The organism is Flavobacterium sp. ACAM 123 (genome assembly GCF_000264055.1).
In the GTDB taxonomy this organism is placed as follows: Bacteria; Bacteroidota; Bacteroidia; order Flavobacteriales; family Flavobacteriaceae; genus Flavobacterium.
In genome coordinates this window covers 1-211 of the sequence record NZ_AJXL01000284.1, presented here as the reverse complement: position 1 = coordinate 211, position 211 = coordinate 1, and the positions used below count along the sequence as shown (strand labels likewise).

General features: G+C 43.1%; 1 protein-coding gene. It reads right to left on the bottom strand.

The features are described 5' to 3' along the window. Positions 1–211: hypothetical protein (locus A3SG_RS22030; RefSeq protein WP_035664966.1), on the bottom strand; the 211-nt coding region annotated here is incomplete at both ends.

The following is a 211-nucleotide window of genomic DNA, read 5'->3' as shown; positions in this document are numbered from 1 at the left end:
GTAATTGTTCCATCATTTGCCGCATTACAAGTCACATTCGTTTTAGCAACTGAAGCGTTCAATACAGCAGGTTGAGTGATTATTTGGTCACCCAAGACTATAGCGCAGGCAATATGAGCCATATCTCTTATTTGTACACTATAAGTCGCAGGGGCAAGGCCAGTGAAACTTCCACTAGACTGCCATGATCCTGTACCAAGACGGTATTCAT